This is a genomic window from Bradyrhizobium sp. Ash2021, assembly GCF_031202265.1.
In the GTDB taxonomy this organism is placed as follows: domain Bacteria; phylum Pseudomonadota; class Alphaproteobacteria; order Rhizobiales; family Xanthobacteraceae; genus Bradyrhizobium.
Window position 1 is genome coordinate 1146480 of sequence record NZ_CP100604.1, and the last position, 22701, is coordinate 1169180.

Sequence of the window (22701 nt, forward strand, 5' to 3'; positions counted from 1 at the left end):
CTGGCGGCGGAACGAGCGGGCCGTGCTGGCATACCAATTGCAAGCAAAAGAGGCAGATCGGCATCGGTCTGACTGGCCCGTTTCACCTCATTTGGTGCCGAACCCTCGGCCAATGAAATGGGTGGAACCGCCGTAACAACGCGAGACTGGGAGAGCGCTATGGATCGCAGGACTCTGTTGAAAGGATTGGCCGGGGCGGGCAGCCTGGCAGCGACGGGCGGCCTTTCGATGCCGGCCCTTTCCCAAGGCGCCGCGGCGCGCACCCTGCGCTTTGTGCCCCAGGCCAACCTCGCGAATTTCGATCCCATCTGGGGGACCCAGTATGTCGTGCGCAACGCCGCCGCGCTGGTCTGGGACACCCTCTACGGCCTCGATGCCACGCTGCAGCCGCAGCGGCAGATGGTCGAGTTCGAGGAGGTGTCCGATGACGGTCTGGTTTGGACCTTCCGGCTCCGGCCGGGGCTGAAGTTCCACGACGGCGAGCCTGTGCTGAGCAAGGATGTGGTGGCGAGCCTGACGCGTTGGTCGGCGCGCGATCCCATGGGGCTGATGCTCAAGGCGATCCAGAACGAGTTGACCGCCGTCGACGACAGGACCTTCAGATGGGGGCTGAAGCAGCCCTATCCGAAGATGCTGTTGGCGCTGGGCAAGAACAGTACTCCCTGTGCCTTCATCATGCCGGAGCGGATCGCCCAGACCGACCCGTTCAAGCAGATCCCCGACTATATCGGCTCGGGCCCCATGAAGTTCGCGAAGAGCGAGTGGGTGCCGGGCGCCAAGGCGGTGTTTGAGAAGTTTGCCGATTACATGCCGCGGCAGGAGAAGGCGTCCTGGCTCGCCGGCGGCAAGCAGATGCTGGTCGACCGCGTGGAATGGGTGGTGATCCCGGATCCTGCCACCGCGGCGGCAGCCCTTCAGAACGGCGAGGTCGATTGGTGGGAGAGTCCGATCACCGATCTCGTGCCGTCGCTCAAGAAGAACCGCAACATCAACGTCGACATCGCCGACCCGCTCGGCAACATCGGTTCGTTCCGGATGAACCATTTGCACCCGCCCTTCAACGACGTGAGGGCGCGACGCGCCGTGCTCGCGGCGCTGAGCCAGGAAGACTACATGCGTGCGCTGGTTGGGGACGATACCTCGCTCTGGAAGCCGCTGCCGGGCTTCTTCACGCCGGATACGCCGCTCTACACCGAGGAGGGCGGCGAGATCCTGAAGGGCAAGCGCGATTTCGCAGCCGCCAAGAAGCTTTTGGCCGAGAGCGGTTATTCGGGCCAGCCGGTCACCTGCGTGGTGGCGCAGGATCAGCCGATCACCAAAGCGCAGGGCGATGTCACCGCGGATCTGTTGAAACAGATGGGCATGAATGTCGACTTCGTCGCGACCGACTGGGGCACCGTCGGTTCCCGCCGCGCCCAGAAGACGCCTCCGGGCCAGGGGGGCTGGCAGGTGTTTCACACCTGGCACGCCGGCGCGGATTGCATCAATCCCGCCGCCTACAACGCCATTCGTGCCAATGGCGACAAGGCGTGGTTTGGCTGGCCGACGAGCGAGCCCGTGGAAAAGGAAGTGCTGGCATGGTTCGACGCCAAAAATCTCGATGAGGAGAAGGCTGCGGTCAATCGCCTCAACAGGGCGGCGCTCGAGGACGTCGTCTATGCGCCGACCGGCTTCTTCCTGAGCTACACGGCGTGGCGCAAGAACGTCTCCGGTGTGGTGAAGGGACCGCTGCCATTCTTCTGGGGCGTGTCAAAGACCGCATGACGGTGCGGTGAACCGACATGGTCTCGTATATCGTCCGGCGCATTCTCGCGACCCTGCCCGTGATGGCGATCGTCGCGCTGTTCGTCTTTAGCCTGCTCTACATCGCGCCGGGCGACCCGGCGGCGGTGATCGCGGGCGACCAGGCGAGCCCGGCCGACGTTGAGCGTATTCGCCAGAGCCTCGGCCTCGATCGGCCGTTTCTGGTCCAGTTCGGGAGCTGGGTCTGGCACATCCTGCACTTCGATCTCGGCACCTCGATCTTCACCAACCTGCCGGTCGCCTCGCTGATTGCGCAGCGCATCGAGCCGACGCTCTCGCTGATGGCGGTTACCCTCGTCCTGACCATTCTCATCGCCGTGCCCCTCGGCGTGGTGGCGGCATGGAAGGCGGGGAGCTGGGTGGACCGTACCATCATGGCATTCGCCGTGTTCGCGTTCTCGCTTCCCGTCTTTGTTGTCGGATACGTCCTTGCCTACGTGTTCGCGCTGCAGTTCGAATGGCTTCCCGTGCAGGGCTACACGCCGCTGGCCGAAGGCTTCTGGCCATGGCTGCGGAACCTGATCCTCCCGGCCGTCGCGCTCGGCAGTGTCTACATCGCGCTGATTGCGCGCATTACCCGAGCCTCCATGCTCGAGGTGCTGCAGCAGGATTATATCCGCACCGCCCGCGCCAAGGGCCTGGACCAGCGCAGCATCCTGTTCGTTCATGCGCTGAAAAACGCAGCCGTTCCGATCGTGACGGTGATCGGTATCGGCATCGCCCTCCTGATCGGCGGTGCGGTGGTGACCGAAAGCGTGTTCGCGATTCCAGGCCTCGGCCGGCTGACGATCGATGCGATCCTGCGCCGCGACTATCCCGTGATCCAGGGCATCGTGCTGCTGTTCAGCTTCCTCTATGTGCTGGTCAACCTGATAGTCGACCTTACCTACACCCTGGTCGATCCGAGGATCCGCTATTGACCGTCTCGACATCAAGCACGGCGCCGGTGCCGCCAGGCCTCGTCATCGCGCCGCACCTGCCGGATCTTCTGCTGCCGGTTAAAATCCGGCGCGGCGTCCTCGGCTTCCTTGGCAATCATCCGACGGTGGCGATCGGCGGCGCGTTGCTGCTCTGCCTCGTGTTGATCGCGGTCTTCGCGCCGTATCTCGGAACCGTCGACCCCACCGCGCTCGCGCCCGCCAAGCGTACGCGCGCGCCGTCGGCGGACTTCTGGTTCGGCAGCGACATGCTGGGCCGCGACATTTATTCACGCATGCTCTACGGGGCGCGGGTGTCGCTCACCGTAGGCCTTTCGGTGGCGCTACTTGCCTCGATCGCCGGTCTTGCCATCGGCCTCGTCTCGGGTTTCGTGCGATGGGTCGATGGCATCCTGATGCGGTTCATCGACGGGTTGATGTCGATCCCGCCGATCCTGCTCGCGGTCGCGCTGATGGCGTTGACACGCGGCAGCGTCGGCAACGTCATCATGGCCATCACGGTTGCTGAAATCCCGCGCGTGACGCGTCTGGTGCGCAGTGTCGTGCTGTCGCTGCGCGAGCAGCCTTATGTGGACGCGGCCACAGCCTCCGGCACGCGAACACCGATGATCATCCTGCGCCACATCCTGCCCAACACGCTGGCGCCGATGCTGGTCCAGGCAACCTATATCTGCGCCAGTGCCATGATCGTGGAGTCCATCCTCTCCTTTATCGGCGCCGGCACGCCGCCCACCATTCCGTCCTGGGGCAACATCATGGCCGAGGGCAGGGCGCTGTGGCAGGTAAAGCCCTTCATCGTGTTCTTTCCCGCCGCGTTCCTGTCGGTCACTGTGCTTGCCGTCAACTTGCTCGGCGACGGCCTGCGTGATGCGCTCGATCCGCGAATGGCCAAGGGCCTATAGATGGCATTGCTCGAAGTCCAGAATCTGCAGACCCATTTCCGTACCCCCGAGGGTATCAACCGCGCCGTCGACGGCGTCTCCTTCCATGTCGACGAAGGCGAGACCCTGGCCATCGTCGGTGAATCCGGCTGCGGCAAGTCGGTCACCGCGATGTCGCTGATGCGGCTCATCCCCGAGCCCCCGGGCAAGATCGCGGGCTCTGTCCGTTTCCAGGGAAGGGATCTGCTGCCGTTCTCCGAGCGCGAGATGCGCGCCATCCGCGGCAACGATATTTCGATGATCTTCCAGGAGCCGATGTCGAGCCTCAATCCGGTACTGACCGTCGGCCGGCAGATCGGCGAGACGCTGCGGATGCATCAGGGCCTCGACAAGCAGGGCGCCGAGGCACGCGCCATCGAGATGCTGACATTGGTCGGCATCCCGGAGCCGGTGCGGCGCGTGCGCGAATATCCGCATCAGCTCTCGGGCGGAATGCGCCAGCGCGTGATGATCGCCATGGCACTCGCCTGCAACCCAAAACTCCTGATCGCCGACGAGCCGACCACGGCGCTGGACGTCACGATCCAGGCGCAGATCCTGCAGTTGATGCTGGACCTCAAGCGCCGCGTCGGCGCGGCGATCGTTCTGATCACCCATGATCTCGGCGTGGTCGCCGAAATCGCCGAGCGCGTCATGGTCATGTATGCCGGCCGCAAGGTTGAGGAGGCGCCGGTGGCCGAGCTGTTCCGCTCGCCCCGTCATCCCTATACGCAGGGCCTGCTCGGCGCGGTGCCCAAGCTTGGCTCCTCGCTCACGGGTGCGGCGCGGCGCCTCGCCGAGATCCCCGGGCAAGTGCCGAGCCTCAAGACGCGGATCGAGGGCTGCGTCTTTGCCGGGCGGTGTTCGCTGGCGACCGATCTCTGTCGCGAGGTCGCGCCGGGTCTCGAACAGAAGGCTCCCCGCCACATCGCCGCCTGCCATTACGCGCCCAAGGCGGCGGCCGAGGCATGAGTGCGCCGCTGCTCCAGGTCAACGACCTCAAGAAGCATTTTCCGGTCCGCGGCGGCTTGTTCCGCCGCAAGGCCTGGATCTATGCCGTGGACGGCGTGTCCTTCGAGGTCGAGCGTGGCGAGACCTTGTCTCTCGTCGGCGAGTCCGGCTGCGGCAAGTCAACGGTCGGCCGCGCCATCCTGCGACTGTTCGACATCACCGCCGGCCAGGTGGTGCTGGACGGCCAACGTATCGACGGTCTTTCACCCGCGGGGCTGCGCAGCATGCGCCGCCGCGTGCAGGTGGTGTTCCAGGATCCGTTCTCCAGTCTCAATCCGCGGATGCGCGTGCGCGGTATCCTGGCCGAGCCGATCCGCAATTTCGGTCTCGCAAAATCTTCCGCCGAACTCGAGGCGAAGGTTGCGGCGCTGATGGACACCGTGCGGCTGCCGCGCGACGCGCTGAACCGCCGGCCTCACGAATTCTCCGGCGGTCAGCGCCAGCGCATCGGCATCGCCCGCGCACTCGCGGCGGAACCCGAACTGATCGTCTGCGACGAGGCGGTCTCGGCGCTCGACGTCTCGGTCAAGGCGCAGATCGTTAACCTGCTGCAGGATCTGCAGCAGCAGTTCGGCCTCGCGCTGCTGTTCATCAGCCACGATCTGGCGATCGTCGAGCACATGACGCATCGTGTCGCCGTCATGTATCTCGGCAAGATTGTCGAGATGGCGCCGAGGCAGCAAATCTTCACTGCGCCGAAGCATCCCTACACCAGGGCACTGCTCTCAGCGGTGCCGGTGCCGGAGCCCGGGGCCGCCCGCAACCCGATGATCCTGAAGGGCGACGTGCCGAGCCCGATCAATCCACCCAGCGGATGCCGTTTCCACACAAGGTGTCCATTCGTGTTCGATCGCTGTCGGACGGAAGAGCCGGAGCTTCGGTCGACCGGAAACGGTCAGTGGGCGGCGTGTCATCTCGAAGCGCTGCCCGAAAAGCCGGGGCCCGCTCGGTGATTCACGTCAGGCGCCGCCGTATCGGGGAGCGACAAGATGCAGGGCCTTGATCGCCCAGACTGATGCGGATCACGGCCAACCGCCGGTCACTGCGAAAAAAGAGTCCTGCCCGTGAAAATTAAGGAAACGCCCATCGAACGGCTGCTCCTGGCGCAAAGCGGTCATTGGATAAACTGGAGATGTCGGCAAAGTGACGCCATGTGGAGCCACCGCTACTGTCGAGGTGCTAGGATCGGCGCTGCGCAGCGAGCAAATCAATGCCCAAGACTGGTCAGGCGCTCCCTAGCGCTTCGCATGCCGAGCGGTACGGCTCGCCTCGTGGACTGAGGCCTCGATCGGACTTGATGGCAAAAGGTCGGCTCCTATGCCGCGCGGCGGCGCGGCTTTGCCTTGGTAGACTTCTGGGCGGCTAGTCTCTCGGCGGCAGAGCGCGCGCCGGGACCTGGATGAGTATGAACCTCCTTGGGCAGAAGCGGCTCACGGCATTCGGAGCAAATCATCACGGGATCAAACATCTTGCCGCAATTGCGATGTTCATGCAGCAAGGGCCGTCCGCGTTCGTCGACCATGTGGGTATCGCCCCAGTGCACCAACGCCATCATGACCGGATACAGGTCCAGGCCTTTTTGGGTCAGGATGTACTCATGCCGTTTGGGCGATTCCTGATATGGAATGCGACGCAGTACGCCCTGCCGGACCAGCTTCTTAAGCCGTTCGGCAAGCAGATGGCGCGTGATCCCGAGCGCCGACTGAAATCCCTCGAACCGTCGCGTGCGCAGAAAGCACTCCCGCAAGATCAGAAGGGTCCAGCGATCGCCTATCACACCGATGGTGCGGGCCAGTGAACACGGCTCTTCCTCCAGGGCGTCCCACTTCATTCCTGCTCTCCAGTCATCACGACACTTCAATCCGCTCGAATCGACCAGGGAACCGAGCCGTCGCGTCATTCTAAATAGGAACTTAAGGCGAAACAACTGCCGAAGGAACCCGTACTTACCGAAATAACCTAACCGACACCGGCACTAATTGACAGTTCGTTTTTAGAACTATATGAACAATTGTCAGCCAAGGCACGGCTATTGGCCGTTGCGACTGATCTCTGACCACATAACGCGTGCCCCCAGGAGAAGCCGGTGATGAATCCCCCGAAGGTTGAATTCCAGTTCGATTTCGGAAGCCCGAATGCTTATCTGGCGGAGCTTGCCCTTCCGGGCATCGAACGGCGCACCGGAGTGAAGTTCGAATACGTTCCGGTGCTGCTCGGCGGGATCTACAAGGCGACCAACAATATGTCGCCCGCTGAGTCGCTTCGTGGGATCAAGAACAAGCCAGAATACCAAGCGCTGGAGACCCAGCGGTTTATTCATCGCCATAACATCACAAGGTTCCGGCTAAATCCGTTTTTCCCGGTCAATACGCTGATGCTCATGCGGGGCGCCGTCGCGGCTCAATTCGAGGACACGTTCGAACCCTACTTCCGCGCCGCCTACCACCACATGTGGGAAGAACCCAAGAAGATGGACGACCTCGAGGTGTTCCGCAGCGCCTTTGCCTCGTCAGGCATCGACATCGAGAGGCTGATTGCGCGCGCGCAGCAGGATGACGTGAAGAAGCGGCTGATCGATTTGACGACCGACGCGGTCAACCGCGGCGCATTTGGTTCGCCAACCTTCTTTGTCGGAAAGGAAATGTTCTTCGGCAAGGATCAGCTCCGCGACGTCGAGGAATCGATTGTCGAACAGACTAGCCGCACAATGTCCAAGACGGCTTGAAATCACGGCCTGCAGCCCGCAACTGGCGGGTGGATATCGGCGGGTCGAACGACAAGAATAGATTATCGTCGTTCCCGGTCCGGAACGTAGTGAAGGGAGAATACCATGCCCGGCCCACTCAACGGCGTTCGCGTGCTCGATTTGACCGGCGTGGTCTCGGGGCCGTACGCGACCATGTTTCTGGCAGACCAGGGCGCCGACGTGCTCAAGATCGAGCCGATCGGTGGCGACATCACTCGCCGCAGCCGCGCTACCATCGACAAGGGCGGCGAGTTCTCCGCGCTGTTCATCTCTTCCAATCGCGGCAAGCGTTCGCTCTCGATTGACGTCAAGAGCGCGGTCGGCCGCGAAGTCCTTGCCAGGCTGGTCGCGCAGGCCGACGCGCTGGTGCAGAATTTCCGGCCCGGCACCATGGAGCGGCTCGGCCTCGGCGTCGACGAGCTGCGCCAGCGCCACCCGCGCCTCATCTATGTCTCGATCAGCGGCGTCGGCGACACCGGGCCTTACGTCAAGAAGCGGGTTTACGATCCGATCATCCAGGGGCTGTCGGGCTTTGCCGACATCCAGTCGCAGCCGGTGACCAACCGTCCGCAAATGATCCGCACCATCGTCTGCGACAAGACCACCGCCGTCTTTACTGCGCAGGCGGTGTCGTCGGCGCTGTATGCGCGCGAGAAGACCGGGCAGGGCGATCACATCCAGGTCGCAATGCTGGACACCATGATCTCGTACCTTTGGCCGGAAGGCATGATGCAGTACACCGTGGTCGGCACCGAAGCCGCGGCGGCGGATCCCAACGATCGTCCCGACCTCGTGTTCAAGACCAGCGACGGTTACATCACTGCCGGCACCATCTCGGATTCCGAATGGCAGGGCTTCTGCAGGGCGTCGGGCGATCCGGAGCTTGCCAAGGATCCCCGATTTGCAACGCCGTCGGCGCGTTCGGTCAATGCCACCGCCCGCATCAACAAGATGGGGGAATATATTGCGCAGCATACAACAGCCGAATGGCTCGAACGGCTCGATGCCGCCGACGTTCCCTGTGCGCCGATCCTGCGCCGCGGCGAGATCATTCACAATGAACAGGTTGTCGCGCGCGACATCATCGCGGAGTTCGATCAGCCGATGGTCGGACGGGTGCGGCAGCCGAAGCCGGCGGCCCGGTTCGAGATCAATGAAGCTGTCATTGGCGGCCCGGCTCCCCGCGTCGGCGAGCACACACGCGATGTGTTGCACGATCTCGGTTACGACGACGTCGCCATCGACAAGATGGTCAGGGAAAAGTCGGTCCGGGTCGCGGTTTAATCCGGTCAGGCTTTTTGTTGCACTGGAACGATCGGCGCCAGCGGGACGTTGGCAGCCTTGGCGAGCTGATAGGCTTGTCGCGCCTGGATGCGTTCGAGATAGGGCTGCACGTTGTCGCAAATGCCGACGCCGTAGGCGATCGCCCAATCCAGGCACGTGGTCAGCAGGATGTCGGCGCTGGTGAATCTGTCGCCCATCAGGAACTGGCGGCCATCGGACAGCGCGACCTCGACGTGATGGAGCTGTTCGCGAAAATACTCGCCGGCCTTGGCGACGACTTCGGGTGCAACGCCATAGATCGGACCGAGCGCGTCGGCCCGATGCCGGCGCATGACGTAAAGGCTGGTGGAGTCCAGTTCCGCGACGACAAAGAAGCACCATTCCAGCCAGGCCGCATATTCCCGCGGGCTTTCCGGAATCAGCGTGCGCTCCGGCGTCGAATACATTCGCGAGAGGTAAGCCACGATCGCGGCGCTCTCCCCAATGCAGAAATCGCCGTCCTGCAACAGAGGAACCTTCTGACGGGGATTGAGCCTGGTATATTCGGCGGTCTTGGTCTCGCCGGTCCGCGGGCCTATCGGTTTCGTCTTGTACGACAAGCCCAGCTCATGCATGGCCCAGTGGGGCCGAATGGTCCGGCTCGTTCCGACACCCCACAATGTCAGTTCCGGTGTTGCTCCCATCACCACTTCTCCACGGACGGGCGGAGATCGAGTTCATGGGTCCAGCCGTCCCGGGTTTGTTGATGTGCGAACCAATAGGCTTCGGCGATCGAGGACGTCTTGGTCAGGCTGTCGGGGGGGATTTCGCTGGCCTCGATGCCTCTGGCCGCCTTCATTCGCTGGTGGATGGCTTCGCTGTCCACGCCGGCGTCGATCAGGAGATGAACGACGTGGATATTTTTCGGCCCGAGTTCGCGGGCCATCGCCTGGGCCACCGCACGAAGTCCGAATTTTGCGGATGAGAATGCCGCGAAACCCTGGCCGCCGCGGACGCTGGCGGTGGCTCCGGTAAAGAAGATGGTGCCGCGACCGCGCGGAAGCATGTAGCGCGCAGCCTCGCGGCCGACCAGAAACCCGCCGTAACAGGCAAGTTCCCAGGCCTTGAAGAACAGCTTCTCGGTGGTATCCAACAGCGGCTTGTTGACATTCGATCCAGCGTTGAAGAGGCAGACCTCGATCGATCCGAGGTTCGTTTCGACGTCGGCAAACAGCTTTTGGACCTCGACCTCCTGACGGGCATCGACGCTGAACGCGTGCGCCTCGAGGCCCGCGGCCCTCAGTTCGTCGACCAATTCCTGGGATTTGGCGGCGTCGCGCCTGCAGATGCAGACCGTATAGCCGCCCTCGGCAAAGCGACGCGCGACGGCCGCGCCGATGGCGTCGCCCGCGCCGACCAATATTGCCACGCCGCGACCTTCCGCCATGCTCGCTCCCTGTAAGTTCTTATTTAGTACTAAAAAGATATCGAGCCTTGGGGCCGTTGTAAATGGAATTTGTCCATTTTTTGCCTGTCTTCATATCATTCATGCCGGTTCCTCACTATCGGTTGAACGCCTCGGCCAGAATAGTGATTGACGAGTTCTAAAAAAGAACGTTAATTGCGCCGACGACAAGGCCGCGTGAAAAGCGGCGCAAATGACTCGGGAGGTAGGCCGTGGCGAAACAGTCCGAAGCGATCAATCTTGCCGAGATCGCCGCCGAGATTCCGGACCGCATTCATCAGGTTGCTGATGGGCATGTTTCCAGTCATCCCGAACGCGTTGCACTGGTCGAGGAGGGAGTTTCGTGGACTTATCGCGAACTTGATCGTTCGGTCGCAGATATCGCCGCCGGTCTTAAATCGCTCGGCGTCAGAGCCGGCGATCGGATGGTCATTGTGAGCGAGAGCTGCATCGCGCTCGCTGCGTTGCTGCTGGCGGCGAGCCGCATCGATGTCTGGGCGATTGTCGCCAATCCGAGATTGTCCCCGCGCGAACTTGACCAGATCCGCGATCACAGCGGCGCACGGCGGATGTTTTTCACCCCGGAAATTTCGAAGGAAGCGGCGGCTCATGCGCAGCGCCATGGCGCGGAGAGATGGCGACTTGGGGCTTTAAAGGCGATCGGTGTCGGCCCATTGAACGAAGATACTGTCGCTGAACCGGTCGAGAAAGACCCGGCGAAACAGGTCGCCGTGCTGATTTACACATCGGGAACCACGGGTACGCCAAAGGGCGTGATGCTCACCCACGAAAACCTGCTCATCAGTGCGAAGACCACGGCGCATTTCCGCCGAATGGAAGCACGCGACAAGGTATATGTCGTGCTGCCGATCTCGCACATTGTCGGAATTTCGTTGTTGATCATGACCCTGATGGTCGGCGGCACCGTCCGCCTGGTCAGCAAATACGATCCCGCAGCGCTCGCCAAGGCGATCGCCGAGGAGGGAATCACCATTCTCAACGGTGTGCCTGCGACCTATCAGCGCCTGCTGGAATACAAGGCGGTGGCAGGTCTAAAGCAGTTGGATCGCGGATCGTTGCGGCTGATCGCGGTGGCCGGTGCTTCGCTCGATCTCGATTTGAAGTCGCGCGTCGAACACGAGTTCGGTCTGCCGCTGTCAAACGGTTACGGCATCACCGAATGCTCGCCCGGAATATCGGGCGTGCGTTTCGATGCGCCACGCGACGATCAGGCGGTCGGGACGCTGCTGCCGGGCGTCGAGGCCCGGATCAGGACGGTCGATGGCATACCGGTGGCAAGAGGCGAAATCGGCGAACTGCACGTCCGCGGGCCGAACGTCATGCGCGGCTACTACCGCGCGCCTGATCTGACCGCGAAGGCGATCGATAGCGAGGGCTGGTTCAATACCGGCGATCTCGCGCGCTTCGAGGGCGATTGCCTCTATATTGTCGGGCGCACCAAGGAAATGATCATCCGCTCGGGCTTCAACGTCTATCCGGCGGAGGTCGAAGCCGTCCTCAGTTCGCATGAAGCGGTGGTTCAGTGCGCCGTGGTCGGTCGCGCCGTCGAAGGCAACGAAGAGGTCGTTGCCTTCGTGCAGCTGATGCCGGGCTCACTTGTGAAGCCGGCTGATCTGATGGCTTTCATCAATCCGCAACTCACTTCGTACAAGCGGCCGTCGGAGATCGTCGTGCGCGATGCCTTGCCGGCGACCTCGACCGGCAAGATCCTCAAGCACAAGCTCGCGGCATCATTGCGCGGCGCGTAGTCCAGATATCGGAAATCAGAGAGTTGACCTAACCGGGAGAATACCCTTGCAGAAGAGAAACGCAACCGTGGCCGTGATCGGTGCCGGGGACTACATCGGCGGCGAGATTGCAAAGAAATTCGCATCGCAGGGCTTCACGATCTTTGCCGGCCGTCGCGATGGGGCCAAGCTGGAACCGCTCGTGAAGGATATCCGCGAAGCGGGTGGCGAAATCCACTCCCGCTCGCTGGATGCACGCAAGGAAGACGAGATCATCTCGTTCCTCGGCGATGCCGACAAACACGCCCCACTTGAGGTGTGCATTTTCAACATCGGCGCCAACGTCAACTTCCCGATCGTCGAGACCACGGAGCGGGTGTTTCGAAAAGTCTGGGAAATGGCCTGCTATTCCGGCTTTCTCGCCGGCCGCGAAGCGGCGCGCCTGATGCTGCCCCGGGGCAAGGGCAATATCTTCTTCACCGGCGCGACCGCGAGCCTGCGCGGCGGCAGCGGCTATGCGGCCTTCGCCAGCGCGAAGTTTGGTTTGCGGGCCGTTGCCCAGGCGACGGCGCGCGAGTTGGGTCCGAAAAACATCCACGTCGCCCATCTCATCATCGACTCGGGCGTCGACACCGAATGGGTGCGCCAGCGGCGGATCGAAGCGCTGGGGCCGGGCGCCCTCGATAACCCGGATCTCCTGATGCCGCCGTCGTCGGTTGCGGAGTCCTATTGGCAGCTCTACCAGCAGCCGCGCAGCGCCTGGACGTTCGAGTTGGAAATACGCCCGTTCGGCGAGAAGTGGTAACGGGAGCTGCTCGTGGAGCTGAACCTTTCCAGCGAGGACGCCGCGTTTCGCGACGAGGTGCGGGCCTTCATCGCGGCGAACTATCCGCCGGAAATGCGCGTTGCCAATCCGGAGACCGACCTGACCAAGGAGCAGATGCTGCTGTGGCACCGGATCCTGCACAAAAAAGGATGGATCGCGCCGCTTTGGCCGAAGGAATATGGCGGGCCGGGCTGGTCGATCACGCAACGTTTTGTATTCGAACAGGAGACCTCCCGTGCCGGAACGCTGCCGCCGTTGGCGTTCAGCGTCACCATGGTCGGCCCGGTGATTTACACGTTCGGGAGCGACGCGCAGAAGCAGAAATTTCTGCCGCGGATTCTCTCTGGTGAAGACTGGTGGTGCCAGGGCTATTCGGAGCCGGGCTCCGGCTCCGACCTCGCCACTGTCCGCACCAAGGCGGTGCGGGATGGTGATCACTACATCGTCAACGGCCACAAGACCTGGACGACACTGGCACAGCACGCCGACTGGATTTTCTGTCTGGTCCGCACTGATCCGGCGGCCAAGCCGCAATCCGGCATTTCGTTCCTCCTGATCGACATGAAGTCGCCGGGCGTCACCGTGCGTCCGATCATCACCATCGACGGATCGCACGAGGTCAACGACGTGTTTCTCGAGGACGTGCGCGTTCCGGTCGAGAATCTGATCGGTGAGGAAAACAAGGGTTGGACCTACGCAAAATTCCTGCTCGGAAATGAGCGTACCAGCATGGCCGGCATCGGCCGTTCGACGCGTTACCTCAACAAGCTGAAACAGATCGTGAAGGCCGAGATTCGAGACGGCGATCCCGCGCATCTCGAATTTATCAGGGATATCGCCCGCGTCGAGCTCGACGTGCTGGCTCTGGAGGCGACCGAGCTGCGCGTCGTGGCGCAGATGGCGCGCGGCATCGATCCGGGACCGGCGGCGTCGCTGTTCAAGATCCGCGGCACCGAGATCTTCCAGAACATCACCGAGCTGACCCACCGCGCGATCGGCAATTATGGCCTGGCGATCCGTGAACATCCGGTCAGCGCCAATCATTTCATGCCGGGGCCGGACTACGGCCACACCGCGTCGGAAAAATACCTGAACTCGCGCAAGCTCAGCATCTACGGCGGGTCGAACGAGATTCAGCGCAACATCATCGCAAAAGCGGTGCTCGGCCTCTAGGGATCGGCAAACAGGGGAATCGGATGGATATCCAGTTCACGGAAGAGCAGGAATTACTGCGATCCAGCGTCCAGCGCCTGTTGCGCGACCAGTATGATTTCGAGGCGCGCCGCAAGATCGTCGCGAGCGAAGAGGGTTTCGGCCGCAAACAATGGGAGTCGTTTGCCGCACTCGGCCTGTTCGCCGCGCCGTTCTCCGAGGACGTCGGCGGTCTCGGCGGCGGGCCGCTGTCGACCATGATCATCATGCAGGAGTTCGGCCGTCACCTCGTGGTCGAGCCGTTTGTCGAGACGGTGGTGCTCGCTGGCGGCCTGCTCGAGCACACGGGATCCGAGGAGCAGAAGCAGGGTTTTATCCCCGACATCATTGCCGGCATGAAGACCTGGGCGCTGGCCTGGAGTGAGAAGGGGTCGCGCTTCGATCTCGCCAACGTCGCGACCACGGCGCGGCGCGAGGGCAAGGACTACGTCCTGAGCGGCGAAAAGACCGCGGTGGTCGCCGCGCCCTGGGCGGACTATTTGATCGTCTCCGCCCGTACCTCCGGTCATCGCCACGATCGCAGCGGCGTCAGCCTGTTCGTGGTCGATCGCCGTGCCGCGAATCTCGACCTGCAGAGCTTCAAGACTATCGACGGCCGCCGCGCTGCCGAAATCAGCCTGCGCGACGTCAGGGGGCAGTTGCTCGGCAACAAGGGCGAGGGCGTGGCCGCGCTGGAAGCCTGCCGTGACCGCGCCGTCGGCGCGCTCAGTGCGGAAGCGGTCGGCGCGATGGCCGAACTGAACTCCGCGACGCTGGAATACTCCAAGACCAGAAAACAGTTCGGCTCAACGATCGGCTCGTTCCAGGTGCTGCAGCACCGGATGGTCGATATGTTCATCGCGCATCAGGAAGCGCTCTCGCTGATGCAGCACCTCAGCCTCAGCCTCGGTGCGAATGAGGCCGGCCTATCCCGGCTCGCGTCCGGTGCCAAGTCGAAGATCGGCTATGCCGGCAGGTTCATCGCCGACCAGGCGGTGCAGCTCCACGGCGGCATGGGCATGACCGACGAATTGAACGTCGGCCATTACTTCAAACGGATTTCCTCCATCAACATCCAGTTCGGCGATCCCGCGTTTCATTTGCTGCGGTTTGCGCAGCTCCACGCGGCCGCTTAAGGCAGAGAGGCAAACATGACAACCGAAGCAGTGATCGTTTCCACCGCCCGCACCGGCGTCGGCAAGGCATATCGCGGCGCGCTCAACAACACCGACGGCCCGACCCTGGCCGGCCATGTGATGGCCGAAGCGGTGAAGCGCGCCGGGATTGCGCCCGGCGAAGTCGAGGACGTGGTGATGGGCTGCGCCATGCAGCAGGGCACCATGGTGATGAATGTCGCTCGCAAGGGCGCGATCCGCGCCGGCCTTCCGGTCACGGTCGCCGGCACCACCATCGACCGCCAGTGCGCGTCCGGACTGCAGGCGATCGCGGTCGCGGCGCGCTCGGTGATGCTCGATGGCGTCGAGATCGCGATCGGCGGCGGCATCGAGTCGATCAGCCTGGTGCAGAACGAGCACATGAACCGGTTTCACGCCGTCGACGACGAGCTGATGGCGATGAAGCCCGAGATCTACATGTCGATGCTGGAGACCGCCGAAGTCGTCGCCGAGCGCTACGGAATCGGCCGCGACCGGCAGGACGAGTACTCGCTCGAGTGCCAGCGCCGCGTCGGAGCCGCGCTGCAGGGCGGCCGCTTCAATGACGAGATCGTACCGATCACGACCAAGATGGCCGTCGTCAACAAGGACACCAGGGAAGTTACCTATCAGCAGGTGACGCTGGCAAAGGACGAGGGACCGCGCCCCGACACGACAGCCGATGGTCTTTCGAAGATCAAGCCGGTGTTCGAGGGCAAGACCATCAGCGCCGGCAATGCCAGCCAGCTTTCCGACGGCGCCTCGGCTTGCGTGATCATGAGCGACAAGATCGCCTCGCAGAAGGGCCTGAAGCCGCTGGGCATCTTCCGCGGCTTCGTCGCCGCCGGCGTCGAGCCGGACGAGATGGGCGTCGGCCCGGTCGCCGCGATCCCGCGGCTCCTGAAGCGGCACGGCCTGAAGATCGACGATATAGACCTCTGGGAGCTCAACGAGGCCTATGCGGTGCAGGTGATCTATTGCCGCGACAAGCTCGGCATCGATCCTGACAAGCTCAACGTCAATGGCGGCTCAATCGCGATCGGCCATCCCTATGGCATGACCGGCGCGCGGTTGACCGGCCACCTCCTGATCGAGGGCCGGCGGCGCAAGGCGAAATACGGCGTGGTGACCATGTGCATTGGTGGCGGCATGGGCGCGGCGGGTTTGTTTGAAATCGTCCACTGATCGGAAAACGGAGAGCTCACACGTGAAGACAGCAATCACTGAACTGTTCGGGATCCAGCATCCGATCATCCAGGGCGGCATGCATTATGTCGGCTTTGCCGAACTCGCGGCCGCAGTGTCGAATGCCGGCGGCCTTGGCATCATCACCGGCCTGACCCAGAAGACGCCGGAGCTGCTGGCCAAGGAAATCGCGCGCTGCCGCGACATGACCGACAAGCCGTTCGGCGTGAACCTGACCTTCCTGCCGAGCTTCACCGCGCCGCCCTATCCGGAATATATCGCCGCGATCAAGGAAGGTGGCGTCAAGGCGGTGGAAACCGCGGGCCGCAGCCCAGAGCAGTACATGCCGGCGTTGAAGGCCGCCGGCATCAAAGTGATCCACAAATGCACCTCGGTTCGGCATTCGCTGAAAGCCGAGAAGATCGGCTGCGACGCCGTCAGTGTCGACGGCTTCGAGTGCGGCGGCCATCCCGGCGAGGACGATATCCCGAACATGATCCTGCTGCCGCGCGCAGCAGATGAACTGAAGATTCCGTTCGTCGCCTCGGGCGGCATGGCGGATGCGCGCAGCCTGGTCGCGGCGCTGTCGATGGGCGCCGCCGGCATGAACATGGGCACACGCTTTATTGCAACCAAGGAAGCGCCGGTCCACCCCAACGTTAAAAAGGCGCTGGTCGAGGCCTCCGAGCTCGACACGGTGCTGGTGATGCGCGCGCTGCGCAATACCGAGCGCGTGCTCAAGAACACGGGCGTCGATCACCTCCTCGAGATCGAGCGCGAAAAGGGCGCGAGTCTCAAGATCCATGACATCCACGAGCAGGTCGCGGGCGTCTATCCCAAGGTGATGATCGACGGCGAGACGGATGCCGGCGCCTGGAGCTGCGGCATGGTGGTCGGGCTGATCCACGACATCCCGACGGTCAGGGAACTGATCGATCGCATTATGGCGGACGCTGAGCGGCTGATCCGCGAACGCCTGGTCGGCTTTCTCGACGGCGTTGAACAGTCGAAGGCGATGAAAGTCGCATGAAGTGAGCAGTGTGCTCGAGTTTTCGAAACTGACAGCCTGAGAAGCAAAGCGCACGGCTCGAACCGACGTAACGGGAGAGAGGCATGAGTATCAAATTCGGCATCGCAGCCGCGTGTGTGGCTGCATCGCTGCTCGCATCGCCCGCTCTGGCTGCCGACGAACCTGGCGTGACCAAGACGGAGATCAAGATCGGCGGGATATTCCCTTTCAGTGGTCCTGCGTCCTCGATCGGCCTGGTTGGCAAGGGCGTGTTGGCCTATGTGCAGTCGATCAACGATCGTGGCGGCATAAACGGCCGCAAGATAAATTACGTCGCGATGGACGATGCCTACAGTCCGCCGAAAGCGGTAGAGCACGCCCGCAAGCTGGTCGAAAGTGACGAGGTATCATTCATCTTCGGCCAACTCGGCACTCCCGGCAATTCGGCGACGGCGAAGTATCTCAAGGGCAAGGGCGTTCCCTCGATCGCGATCGTCAGTGGCTCCAGCAAATTCACCGACATAGCCGAATATCCGCTGACGACGACCGGTCTGGTCAGCTACCAGACTGAGGGAAGAATTTACGCCAAGTTCCTCGACAAGGCATTGCCCGGAGCAAAATACGCGATTCTCTTCCAGAACGACGACCTCGGTAAGGACTACGTCAGCGCCTTCAAATCGTTCTTGAAGGGAGAGTTCGAAAAGCGGGTTGTCACCGCAGCATATGAGGTGACCGAACCGACCATAGATTCCCAGGTCGTCAATCTCAAGAGCTCGGGCGCCGAGGCGCTGTTCATTGCCGGCACGCCGAAATTTGCCGCGCAGGCAATCCGCAAGGCGGCCGAGATCGGCTGGAAGGCCAAGATAATCATCAACTTTCCATCGGGGTCGATCGGCGGCACGTTGAAACCTGCCGGACTGGAGAATTCCGTCGGCGTCATCGTCGGTACCATCAACAAGGACCCGACCGATTCAAGGTGGAACGACGATGAAGGCGTGCAGGGTTACAAGGCGTTCTTTGGCAAGTACCTGCCGGGAGCGGACTTTGAGAACACCAGCTATCTCACCGGCTATATGGAGGGCATGATTCTCGAGCGGATACTCAAGCAGTGCGGGGATGATCTTTCGCGAAAAAATATCCTGACACAGGCAAAGTCGCTGAGTCACGTGGTGCTTCCGACAGCGTTTCCAGGAATCGAGGTGAATACCGGCGAATCCAGCAACATGATCTGGAGCCAGATGCAGCTACAGCGGTGGAGTGGCAGCGGCTGGGAGCCGTTCGGCGGGATTTTGGACGCAAGTTCCGAATGACGCATCAGGGGGATGGCGCCATGGAATAAAGGACGAAACCGCTTCTCGCGAATGCCATGAATGGAGAACTAGCATGACAAAAGTCGGCTTTCATCAATATCCGCCGATGGATCAGGTGATCTTCGGCAAGCCAGCGGGCCAGGCTTTGCGCGAGGAGGCCGAACGGCGCGATGCCAAGCGCGTCTTCCTCATTGTCAGCAGAACGCTGAACACGCAGACCGATGAGATCGAAAAGATCCGCAAGGCGCTGGGTAGCAGATATGCCGGCACCTTCGACGGCGTCCCGCAACATACGACGCGAGCGTCGGCGGTGGAGGCAACCGCGCACGCCGCAGAAGCTAAAGCGGATTTGACCGTCGCCGTGGGAGGCGGATCCGTCGTCGATGCGGCCAAGATCGTCTTGATGTGCCTTGAACACAATATCACCGATGAATCCGGCCTCGATGGATTCGAACTGGTCTCGACGCCCGATGGTCCGCGGCCAGGTCCATTTCGCGCTCCGAAGGTGAGGATGATCGCGATCCCCAGCACACTCTCGGGTGGAGAGTATAACTCTGGAACTCTCGTTACGGACTCGCGCAGGAAGTTGAAGCAAATATTCAGCCATCCATTGATGATGCCGCTGTCGATCATCCTGGATCCGGAAATTACGAGGCACACCCCGGCGACTTTGTGGCTCGGGTCAGGCACGCGCGCGATGGATCACGGGATCGAAGCGGTTTGCTCTCCGAGGGGCAATCCGTTGGTGGAAAGTGTGTGCCTGCGAGGTTTGCGATACCTGTACGACGGCCTATTGGCCACCAAAGAAAACCCGGACGATTTGGAAGCACGACAGTTTTGCCAGCTCGGCTCCTGGATGTCCGCCTTCGGACTACAATGCCGCGTTCCGATGGGGGCCAGTCACGCGATCGGACACGTGCTGGGCGGCACCTGCGATGTTCCGCATTATCTGTGTACGGCGGTGATGATGCCGAGCGTGCTGAAATACAATCAGTCCGTGACGGATGAGGCCCAAAGGAAGATTGCCGAAGCGTGGTGCGCGCCGGACGCCAAGGCCAGCGACGTTTTCTTCCAGTTCATCGGTCGATTGGGGTTACCCGGCCATCTTTCGGAGGTTGGTGTGACCAAGGAGAAGTTTGAACTGATCGGTCGCAATGCGATGCTTTCGATCTTCACCAGGGCGAACCCACGGGTCATCAAGGGTCCGGAGGATATCGTCGAGATTCTTCAACTTGCCGCATAGCGGCCGTTGCGATGCCAGGGGCCAGACACGCAAACCCCTGGGCAATCAACGAACAGCATAGATCGTCGGACAGGAGCACGCGCCGCATGACCCGTCACGAAACTCCATTTGTCCCTGCAGAAGGCCTCCGGTTCGCGCCGCGAGAGGTCGGGATCGAGAAGCGCTCCGACGGAACGCTCGTGCTGCGGTCCCCGATCAGGTTCGAAAGCCCCCAATGGTCGATCCTGGATTTTATCCCGGAGTGGGCGGAGAAGGCGCCGCAGCGCGTATTTCTGGCCCAGCGCGGCCGCGACGGCGAGTGGCAAAGGATTTCCTATGCCGAACTCTGGCAAAGAGTGCAGTCGGTTGGGCAGGCCATGATCGATCTGGGCGCCAGGCGCGGTGACAGACTTGCCATTCTCTCCGGCAATTCGATCGAGCAGGCAATCGTCATGTTCGCGGCGATGACGGTCGGGGTCGTCGCAGCCCCGATATCTCCGAACTATTCGCTCATGCCGGGCGGCCTGGCTCGCTTGCAGGATATCGCAACGCTGCTTCGGCCCTCGTTCGTTTTCGTGCAGGATAGCGAGACCTATTCGGGCGCACGCAAGATTCCGGAGTTTGCGTCCGCGACATGGATTGCGGCGGATCAGAAGGCTGGATCCGTGTCGGTTCAATCGCTCTACCTGACGCGTCCCGGCGCGGAGTTCGAGCAGGCCTTTCGTTCGATCGACAAGGAAGCCGCCGCCAAAATCCTGTTCACCTCGGGTTCGACCGGGCTTCCCAAAGGTGTGATCAACACCCACAAGATGATGGCAAGTTCGCTGCAGATGGGAGCGTTGCTGGTATCGCCTCGTGAAGCGCCAGTGCAGGTCGAATGGCTTCCATGGCATCACACCATGGGAAGCAATGTCCTCCTGCACGGCATTCTGAAGCATGGCGGCACGCTCTACATCGATGAGGGGCGCCCGGTCCCGCAATTGTTTCACAAGACGATTGCCAATTTGAAAGAAATATCGCCGACAGCAATGTTCAATGTGCCGGCGGGATACACGCTATTGTGCGAGGCGTTGGAAACCGACCAGGATCTGCGAACCAATTTTTTCCGGCAGCTCGACCGCATGAGTTACGCGGGAGCTGCGATATCACGGACCACGCTGGACAAGCTCTATCACCTGGCGAAGGCGTCGACGGCCAGGCCTATTCCGGTGATGTCAGGCTACGGTACCACCGAAACGTCGCCCACGATCGCCACCACGCACTGGGCGACCGACGCGCCGGGTGAGTTGGGACTTCCGGCTCCTGGGATAGAGTTAAAGCTCATCCCTGCCGGCGATACTTATGAGGCCCGCGTGCGCGGCCCCAATGTGACGCCAGGCTATCTTGGCCGCCCGGATTTGACGTCGGCGGCTTTTGACGATGAAGGTTTCTACCGGGTCGGCGACACCGTGTCGTTCATCGATCCTGCCGACCCGAGCCGTGGTCTGCGCTTCACCGGCCGGGTTTCCGAAAACTTCAAGCTCGCCAACGGGACATGGGTGGCTGTCGGCAATCTGCGAGCCGCGGCACTGGCGGCCACTTACGGTGTTTTGCAGGACGTCGTCATTGCCGGCGAAAATCGCCAATCTTGCGCAGTGCTGGGCTGGTTGAATCCAGTCATGGCCAGAAAGCACGCCACGAACGCCGACGGCAATCTCAATTGTGATCCGGGCGTGATCGCATTTCTCCAACAATGCCTCCGGCTCTACAATGCCGGTGTCGGAAGCAGCGAGCGCATCTCCGCCTTCACGCTCCTTGAGGAGCCGCCCTCGCTGGCGGCTGGCGAGATCACGGACAAGGCGTACATCAATCAACGCGCCGTCCTGATCAATCGGGCGACGCAGATGGAACTGATCTATTCGTCTGAACCTTGCGGCCAAGTGATCGTCGTTTAGGAGATTGCATGAGGCCTTTGCGGTCTACGAACGATCGATGACCTCCACGCCGGAGATCGCGATTTCGATGGAATCAAAAAAGGAGTGGTTGAGATGGCAGAAGGTCGGATCGAGATCGACACCGGAACCAGCGAGCTGTTGTGCGAAATCCGCGACCGCGTCGCGGTTATCACGCTAAATCGCCCGGAGGCGCGCAACGCGCTCTCCGATCGTCTGACTCCGGCCTTGCGACGGATGGTCAAGCAATGCGGCGATGATCCTGGCGTCGGGGCGTTGCTGATCACGGGTGCGGGCAGCGCCTTTTGTGCCGGCGGCGATGTCAAGGGCATGGGTGCCAGTTCCAACAAGGCCGAAATACCGTTCGAAGAACGCGTTGCCGATTTGCGGACCAAGCAACGCACCTTGACCGGTGCGCTGATGGCGGTGAGAAAGCCGACGATTGCAGCGCTTCCGGGTCCCGCGGCAGGCGCCGGACTGGCCCTCGCGCTTGCTTGCGATATCCGCATCGCCGGCGAATCCGCGATCATGTCCACGGGATACGCCCGCATCGGGCTGACGGGGGATTACGGTATCGCATGGTTGCTGACCCGGCTTGTCGGAACGTCGCGGGCGCGGGAACTGATGTTCCTGTCCGAACGGATCGACGCCCGCCGTTGCGAGACGCTAGGCCTCGTCAACCGTGTGGTGCCCGACGCCGAGATGCGCGAGGCCTCATTTGCGCTCGCAAGGTCGCTGGCCGAGGGACCGTCGATCGCGCTGGCCTACATCAAGGACAACCTTGACCATGCCTTGAAATCGGATTTTCTGGATTCAATGGATCAGGAAGCGGAAAACATGGTCCGGTCGTCGCGGACGACCGATCACAAGGAGGCGGTGCGCGCCTTCGTCGACAAGCGAAAACCCGCATTCGCGGGGCGTTAGGGCCGCCGCCTGCCGCCCAAATTGCAGTTGCGTGGTATGATGAGTATCATCTAAT

The 22701-nt window shown here is 62.0% G+C and carries 20 protein-coding genes; 17 read left to right on the forward strand and 3 right to left on the reverse strand.

Translation table 11 applies throughout. The features are described 5' to 3' along the window. Window positions 1-159 precede the first annotated feature (159 nt). Genes NL528_RS05390 through NL528_RS05410 form a run of 5 tightly spaced genes read left to right on the forward strand, consistent with a single transcriptional unit; the run spans window position 160 to window position 5625 of the window. Window positions 160-1764, forward strand: a complete 1605-nt coding sequence (locus NL528_RS05390) for an ABC transporter substrate-binding protein (protein ID WP_309181687.1) — start codon at window positions 160-162, stop codon at window positions 1762-1764. 17 nt (window positions 1765-1781) lie between these two features. Further along, window positions 1782-2723: an ABC transporter permease gene (locus NL528_RS05395; protein WP_309181688.1), complete on the forward strand. Its 942-nt coding sequence runs from the start codon at window positions 1782-1784 to the stop codon at window positions 2721-2723. Continuing rightward, window positions 2720-3643 carry an ABC transporter permease gene (locus NL528_RS05400; protein ID WP_309181689.1) on the forward strand — a complete coding sequence of 308 codons (924 nt, stop codon included), beginning with the start codon at window positions 2720-2722 and terminating at the stop codon, window positions 3641-3643. The genes NL528_RS05395 and NL528_RS05400 overlap by 4 nt, the downstream gene beginning before the upstream one ends. Continuing rightward, window positions 3644-4633, forward strand: a complete 990-nt coding sequence (locus NL528_RS05405; RefSeq protein ID WP_309181690.1) for an ABC transporter ATP-binding protein — start codon at window positions 3644-3646, stop codon at window positions 4631-4633. It begins immediately after the preceding gene. Then, complete coding sequence (locus NL528_RS05410) at window positions 4630-5625, forward strand: oligopeptide/dipeptide ABC transporter ATP-binding protein (protein ID WP_309181691.1); 996 nt, start codon at window positions 4630-4632, stop codon at window positions 5623-5625. The genes NL528_RS05405 and NL528_RS05410 overlap by 4 nt, the downstream gene beginning before the upstream one ends. 362 nt (window positions 5626-5987) lie before the next feature. On the opposite strand, the gene NL528_RS05415 is transcribed toward NL528_RS05410, so the two are convergent. Further along, window positions 5988-6503, reverse strand: coding sequence for a helix-turn-helix domain-containing protein (locus NL528_RS05415; RefSeq protein ID WP_074271874.1), 516 nt, complete (start codon window positions 6501-6503; stop codon window positions 5988-5990). Window positions 6504-6761: 258 nt separating this feature from the next. On the opposite strand from NL528_RS05415, the gene NL528_RS05420 reads away from it, so the two are divergent. Then, on the forward strand, window positions 6762-7397 hold the full coding sequence (locus tag NL528_RS05420; protein ID WP_309181692.1) for a 2-hydroxychromene-2-carboxylate isomerase: 636 nt from the start codon (window positions 6762-6764) through the stop codon (window positions 7395-7397). A gap of 105 nt (window positions 7398-7502) precedes the next feature. Beyond that, window positions 7503-8702, forward strand: a complete 1200-nt coding sequence (locus NL528_RS05425; RefSeq protein ID WP_309181693.1) for a CoA transferase — start codon at window positions 7503-7505, stop codon at window positions 8700-8702. A 5-nt stretch (window positions 8703-8707) separates the two neighbouring features. On the opposite strand, the gene NL528_RS05430 is transcribed toward NL528_RS05425, so the two are convergent. Continuing rightward, a complete protein-coding gene (locus tag NL528_RS05430; protein WP_309181694.1) occupies window positions 8708-9385 on the reverse strand; it encodes a glutathione S-transferase family protein in 678 nt (225 codons plus the stop codon). Next, entirely contained in the window at window positions 9385-10128 is a 744-nt protein-coding gene (locus NL528_RS05435; protein ID WP_309181696.1) for an SDR family NAD(P)-dependent oxidoreductase, read from the reverse strand. The genes NL528_RS05430 and NL528_RS05435 overlap by 1 nt, the downstream gene beginning before the upstream one ends. A 230-nt stretch (window positions 10129-10358) precedes the next feature. On the opposite strand from NL528_RS05435, the gene NL528_RS05440 reads away from it, so the two are divergent. The 10 genes from NL528_RS05440 to NL528_RS05485 all read left to right on the forward strand — a co-directional run bounded on the left by NL528_RS05440 (window position 10359) and on the right by NL528_RS05485 (window position 22646). Next, entirely contained in the window at window positions 10359-11915 is a 1557-nt protein-coding gene (locus NL528_RS05440) for an AMP-binding protein (protein WP_309181697.1), read from the forward strand. 46 nt (window positions 11916-11961) lie between these two features. Continuing rightward, window positions 11962-12699: an SDR family oxidoreductase gene (locus tag NL528_RS05445; RefSeq protein ID WP_309181698.1), complete on the forward strand. Its 738-nt coding sequence runs from the start codon at window positions 11962-11964 to the stop codon at window positions 12697-12699. A 12-nt stretch (window positions 12700-12711) separates the two neighbouring features. Next, complete coding sequence (locus tag NL528_RS05450) at window positions 12712-13893, forward strand: acyl-CoA dehydrogenase family protein (RefSeq protein WP_309181699.1); 1182 nt, start codon at window positions 12712-12714, stop codon at window positions 13891-13893. Window positions 13894-13916: 23 nt separating this feature from the next. Next, a complete protein-coding gene (locus NL528_RS05455) occupies window positions 13917-15047 on the forward strand; it encodes an acyl-CoA dehydrogenase family protein (protein ID WP_309181700.1) in 1131 nt (376 codons plus the stop codon). Between the two features lie 15 nt (window positions 15048-15062). Then, window positions 15063-16250, forward strand: coding sequence for an acetyl-CoA C-acyltransferase (locus tag NL528_RS05460; RefSeq protein ID WP_309181701.1), 1188 nt, complete (start codon window positions 15063-15065; stop codon window positions 16248-16250). Window positions 16251-16272: 22 nt separating this feature from the next. Next, on the forward strand, window positions 16273-17280 hold the full coding sequence (locus NL528_RS05465; RefSeq protein WP_309181702.1) for a nitronate monooxygenase family protein: 1008 nt from the start codon (window positions 16273-16275) through the stop codon (window positions 17278-17280). 83 nt (window positions 17281-17363) lie between these two features. Further along, complete coding sequence (locus tag NL528_RS05470; RefSeq protein ID WP_309181703.1) at window positions 17364-18569, forward strand: ABC transporter substrate-binding protein; 1206 nt, start codon at window positions 17364-17366, stop codon at window positions 18567-18569. A gap of 73 nt (window positions 18570-18642) precedes the next feature. Beyond that, window positions 18643-19812 (forward strand): iron-containing alcohol dehydrogenase, encoded by a 1170-nt coding sequence (locus NL528_RS05475; protein ID WP_309181704.1) that lies wholly within the window; start codon window positions 18643-18645, stop codon window positions 19810-19812. 86 nt (window positions 19813-19898) lie between these two features. Continuing rightward, window positions 19899-21725 carry an AMP-binding protein gene (locus NL528_RS05480; RefSeq protein WP_309181705.1) on the forward strand — a complete coding sequence of 609 codons (1827 nt, stop codon included), beginning with the start codon at window positions 19899-19901 and terminating at the stop codon, window positions 21723-21725. A 93-nt stretch (window positions 21726-21818) separates the two neighbouring features. Further along, window positions 21819-22646, forward strand: coding sequence for an enoyl-CoA hydratase-related protein (locus NL528_RS05485; protein ID WP_309181706.1), 828 nt, complete (start codon window positions 21819-21821; stop codon window positions 22644-22646). Window positions 22647-22701 lie beyond the last annotated feature (55 nt).